The 4,430-nt window shown below is 30.5% G+C and carries 4 protein-coding genes; 1 reads left to right on the top strand and 3 read right to left on the bottom strand.

The features are described from left to right. Positions 1 to 966 precede the first annotated feature (966 nt). The gene (locus BM102_RS14110) at positions 967 to 1,737 is read left to right on the top strand and encodes a recombinase family protein (RefSeq protein WP_330388650.1); all 771 of its coding nucleotides are present in this window, start codon (positions 967 to 969) and stop codon (positions 1,735 to 1,737) included. Positions 1,738 to 1,876: 139 nt separating this feature from the next. On the opposite strand, the gene BM102_RS14105 is transcribed toward BM102_RS14110, so the two are convergent. The 3 genes from BM102_RS14105 to BM102_RS14095 all read right to left on the bottom strand — a co-directional run bounded on the left by BM102_RS14105 (position 1,877) and on the right by BM102_RS14095 (position 4,390). Further along, on the bottom strand, positions 1,877 to 2,590 hold the full coding sequence (locus tag BM102_RS14105) for a DUF6033 family protein (protein ID WP_090483010.1): 714 nt from the start codon (positions 2,588 to 2,590) through the stop codon (positions 1,877 to 1,879). Positions 2,591 to 3,720: 1,130 nt separating this feature from the next. Further along, positions 3,721 to 3,957, bottom strand: a complete 237-nt coding sequence (locus BM102_RS14100) for a helix-turn-helix domain-containing protein (RefSeq protein WP_090483008.1) — start codon at positions 3,955 to 3,957, stop codon at positions 3,721 to 3,723. A gap of 58 nt (positions 3,958 to 4,015) precedes the next feature. Then, positions 4,016 to 4,390 (bottom strand): ribbon-helix-helix domain-containing protein, encoded by a 375-nt coding sequence (locus BM102_RS14095; protein ID WP_090483006.1) that lies wholly within the window; start codon positions 4,388 to 4,390, stop codon positions 4,016 to 4,018. Positions 4,391 to 4,430: the final 40 nt, after the last annotated feature.

The following is a 4,430-nucleotide window of genomic DNA, read 5'->3' as shown; positions in this document are numbered from 1 at the left end:
AGGTACTGATTACGATGAATAAGTCATCGTCGCTATATCTAAAACATTTCTGTCTTAAAACATTTTTATTGACTATCTTTAATAGTTAGTCTCTATTGAATACATCACATTTCCTGACGAATCATAATAGGTATATATAATGGAAACTGAATTGGCATTGATGGTTCTGTATTCTATGATTAAAAGGGGAATACGTCCTCGTGTTAATGGATTGTTTTGATAAGAATAACAGTATATTTTTTTGGAAGAAGGATCCAAATCATATATTTCACATACATAAGCTTGGTTTTTTATTGTGAGTAGCTGTTCGGAGTGAAGTCCTTTTAATATTAGATGTGTGTAACCAATGCAAATAAGTAAGATGGGAATAATTGTGACTATAAGTCCAATTAGAAAGTTTTTGAACATAGTTAATTTTGGAAAGATAGAAGAATATAACTTGATTAAGTATATATAATATCCAAGTATTATATATACAATATAGATTGTTGTTACATACCATCGGTATTTCAAATCAAATAAAGTAAGAATGGCAATACTAATAAAAAATATTACCGTTAGTAATGTATGTAATAATAATAATTTGTTTTTTAAGAAATATTTCATAGTAATAGTAAGTTATATTGTTCTGAGTTTTTATATGACATTATTTATGCTAATTATAGCTAAAAAAGTGAAGAATATCAAAAAAAGATTCTAATATGCAACTAATAGATTCTGTAATTCTAATGTTTCCTTCAGTGAAAAAAGTTATAATGCATTGAATTTAGATAATGATAGAATGTGCAAAAAAACAGTTGGTTTCGTGAACAAAAAATCTTGTAAATATGCTATATTAATCAAAATGATGCGTTTTCCAATAATATCAATGGTTTTTTCATCTGATTGATATTCTGGAAAGCGCAAAATTATTAGAAAGAGTGTTCACAAAATATAGAAACCATTTATTGAACAGGAGTGTACTAAATGATTACAGAAGAGGTTATGTTAAAAAGATTCTACCAACAGAATCCAGATTACATTGGTAAAGACATTGAAATCATTAATTATAAAGACGGCTATGAAATTAATCTCATTAAAAAGAATGGTAAAAGAGAGTGGTTACGTACATATCGTGGTGAAGATGTCGAATACCGCGTTTATGGATATGCTCGATGCTCTACTAATGAGACCAGGCAAGATATAGACCGACAGAAACGAGAACTGAAATCATTAGGTGTAACTGATGAAAAATACATCTACTGGGAATATGAATCCGGAACAAAAACAGATAGAGTGGAATTTCAAAAATTACTAGATGTTGTTGAATCAGGAGACACAATAGTAACTACAGAGGTATCACGTCTAACTCGTTCTACTAAGCATCTATGTGATATTATGCAGCTAGTCCAGGACAAGAAGATTAAACTTGTAATAGGTAATTTTGTTGTAGACTGTACTGCTGATGAAATAGATCCAATGACCAAAGGGATGCTCATGATGTGGGGTGTCTTTTCAGAAATGGAGCGAGATATTATTTCTCAGAGAGTGAAATCTGGAATGGAAAATGCCAAGGAAAAGGGTCATAAAATAGGTAGACCTAAAGTTGATGCCTCAAATCTGCCTGAGAAGTTTTTAAAGTATTATCCTATGTATAAAACTGGCGGCATTAATATTACTGATTTTGCCAATTTGTTAAGCTGCTCACGTACGACAATATACAAGTATATAAATCTAATCGAGGGTCAAAGTAAATAGTAAAAGAGCTCTTAATTGAGACTTATGTGTAGAAAATTGAGTTTTCAGAGCCTTGGGTTATGAAAGTTATTTTTATTAAATATAAAGCACCTATAATACGAGCCTTTATGCCATGGCTTTTTCTTTATAGTTCTACAATTTATTGATAAATGCTTGAATTTTCCACTCCAAACACATTCCCAGTTATTGTATCTTCTTTCATTGAATCATCATTGATAATTATTTTATCTTTTGTTCGCTCACTTTGCTCCAGCATAGCTAGATACGTATCAAACATATCATCTTTAAGTTGTTCCAATGTTTTAACAATTTCTTTATTAGAAACTCCCGTATTCCAAATCTTACGTATATCTTCCTCAGTTGAAAATGCGGCATGTGCATATTTTGTGCTAGGAGCAAGGACACCGTTATTATCTTCTAGGACATGAGCAAAACAACTCATTCCTTCTTGCGAGGCATGTTGTAGATAACCTACTTGTTGTGCCTCTAAATTTTCAATATAAGAATAAACTATTTCTTTATAGACAGTGTCTTTTTGCATATTTTCGATTACTTTTTTATCTATAGTTATGCTACATTGCCCTGGGTTTCCAAAATTATCTCCAATTTGATTAAAACTGTTGTTATAGCCTAAATACGGTGGTTCACTAGGCATTTTTGAACGGGTTTGGATATCCTCGAGGCGAAAGCTTATATTAGGATATTTTTTACATAAATCATGATAATAATCTAAAATTGAGTCAGAATCATCGCTACTGCTATTGGTTAAGAATGAGCTTGTTACTTGACTTGAGGTTTTTCTTGTATAAATACTAATATTGTTATACGAAGTACTTACAGATGTTAAATTCATACTTTTTTCTCCTAAAATAAAAAGCACCAATTTTCACTCCATTGAAAACTGGCACCATCCGTAGTTCCTATACACCTTGAATTTACTATTGATTTTTATATCTGTAAATAGGATTCACACTATTTTTATTAAAAATTCATAAATGTATCTTCGTAATGTGAAAGAATTGATACAATTTATTGAGGCTGTTGTTTATTGTGATGCGTTATATTAAAATACTGATGTAACTATAGTTCTTCAATTAATTAGGAAGGAGATAACATGAAACGATTATTCAAATTTCAAAGAACCTTTTTTCTAGTATTATGTATTGCAAGTATTATGAGTTATACAACTATTGTATGCGCCCAACCATATCAGGTAAAGACAGATACATGCCCACGGTGCGGACATTCAAATCAAAGTTATGGATATGATCCAGAATTTAGCAGTCACGCCGAGTCTTATAAAGCAGGACAGCGCTGCAGAGGATGTGGACAAATTGTAAAAGAAAAAGAAATTCATTTATGTGAATACTATAACGATAAGTATTATTTCATGTGTAATAGCAATAATTGTAGAAGGTTTAATGTTCCAGATAGAATATATACGCGAGAATATTCAAATCCTATAAAATATCACTATGTTAGTACTATTTACAACTAACTCAGAGAATATTTAGTATTTATTAAGATAAAACAAAAGATATGGTAGAAGAAGATTTTCTATAACTACCATATCTCAGAGTGTAGACAAAGAGGATGGTGCAAAACTAAGTTTTGTACCATCCTTTCCTTTTGTTTTGGGATAATTAAAATATTTTATAGAAGTAGGGATATAATACGTTGGTTAAAATATGACATTTGTACACAGCTCTATTTGTGGAGTTTTCATAATGACAATTCACATATTAAAAAATGCGTTTGCGTAGCGTTTCCGCTCTAACTTTTTTCATATACTTTTCTTTTAAATGCAGTTCCCATGACTCATCCTTCTCACGAAAAGGCACTTTGTAATCGGTTACAGTAATCAGTAACACTTTTTATATGCAATCAATATTATTAGTATATAAAAAGTATTACATGTATTCTTTATAGATGCACTTTTTTTTATTATTTTTTGCAAGCATTATGAGCTATACAACTATTGTTTTAAAATCTTTCTCCACTATCGTTTAATACGAAGCTTGCTTCAAAGGTACAGTTTAGTACAGCTGCTATTCGTAGTAGTTCTTCTGTTGTGAAACTGTCCCTATTGAGTTTATTGTATAGTCCTGATGGACTTTTATAACCCAATGCTTTTGCAAGTTCGTTTTTACTCATTCCACGTGATACTAATACATGTTCTATCTTTGGTGCCCAAAAAGCTTTCTTTTCATTAGTTTCCATTATATTTTTCCTCCAATTATTCAAATTAATATAATATTAAAATAATATTATATAAATATTATTTTAAATACTTAGTTAATGCCTCTGATATAATTTCATTTACTGATGTTTCTCGTTCCTCAGCCTTTTTCTTTGCTTTATCGTAAAGAGATGGCTTTATTGAGATACTATATTGTTTCTTTGTTTCTGTTTTCTTTGGAGGTCTGCCTCTTCGAGGTCTATCTATCTTTGTCTCATTACTCTGTGTCGTGTTTTTTTCAGTTATATTATATTCTGTTTGATTTTTAGCTTTTATTGTTGGCTTTTGCTCGTTATCTTTTGCACTTGCCTGAGGTATTGATATTTGACCAGTCATAAATGCTTCTGCAGGATTTGTCGCTTTTGCAGGCGTTGCCTTTTTGGTTTTACCTTTTATATCAACTTTTGGTGGCATAGTTTCTCCTTTCTATATTTGATATTAAAGTAATATTTAT

It is taken from the genome of Pseudobutyrivibrio sp. JW11, from assembly GCF_900115355.1.
GTDB classification, from domain to species: Bacteria; Bacillota; Clostridia; order Lachnospirales; family Lachnospiraceae; genus Pseudobutyrivibrio; species Pseudobutyrivibrio ruminis.
This window is presented reverse-complemented; position numbering and strand designations above follow the sequence as displayed.

Bases quoted from the DNA above. Each gene is read 5' to 3' on its own strand.
- BM102_RS14110 (WP_330388650.1), top strand. From the start codon at position 967: ATGATTACAGAAGAGGTTATGTTAAAAAGATTCTACCAACAGAATCCA.
- BM102_RS14105 (WP_090483010.1), bottom strand. From the start codon at position 2,590: ATGAATTTAACATCTGTAAGTACTTCGTATAACAATATTAGTATTTAT.
- BM102_RS14100 (WP_090483008.1), bottom strand. From the start codon at position 3,957: ATGGAAACTAATGAAAAGAAAGCTTTTTGGGCACCAAAGATAGAACAT.
- BM102_RS14095 (WP_090483006.1), bottom strand. From the start codon at position 4,390: ATGCCACCAAAAGTTGATATAAAAGGTAAAACCAAAAAGGCAACGCCT.